This window comes from Cupriavidus sp. SIMBA_020 (assembly GCF_046535395.1).
GTDB classification, from domain to species: Bacteria; Pseudomonadota; Gammaproteobacteria; order Burkholderiales; family Burkholderiaceae; genus Cupriavidus; species Cupriavidus campinensis.
In genome coordinates, this window is sequence record NZ_JAWRWU010000665.1 from 1 (window position 1) to 269 (window position 269).

The 269-nt window shown below is 72.5% G+C and carries 1 pseudogene; it reads left to right on the forward strand.

Going from position 1 to position 269, the window contains the following annotated elements:
- Nucleotides 1–269, forward strand: a pseudogene (locus SB751_RS30980) (competence protein ComA); the annotation flags it as partial.

The following is a 269-nucleotide window of genomic DNA, read 5'->3' on the forward strand; positions in this document are numbered from 1 at the left end:
CCCGACAGTCTCGCGTACGACTGGCGGCAGGACGACGGCGCATGCGTGGGCGAGATTGCGGTCGCCGTGGCGCCGCAGGCGTTGCTCGAGCGGCGGATCGACGTCGCCGCGCAGGCCGGCATCGACCTGACGGCGGTCGACGCAGAGTCGGCGGCCGCGCTGCGCGCGCTGCGCTATGCCGCGCAGTTCGAGCACGATGCGCACGGGCCGTACGCAGCGTTCTGGTTCGGCGATTCGGGCGTGTACGGTTGGCGGGTCGACGGATCGGT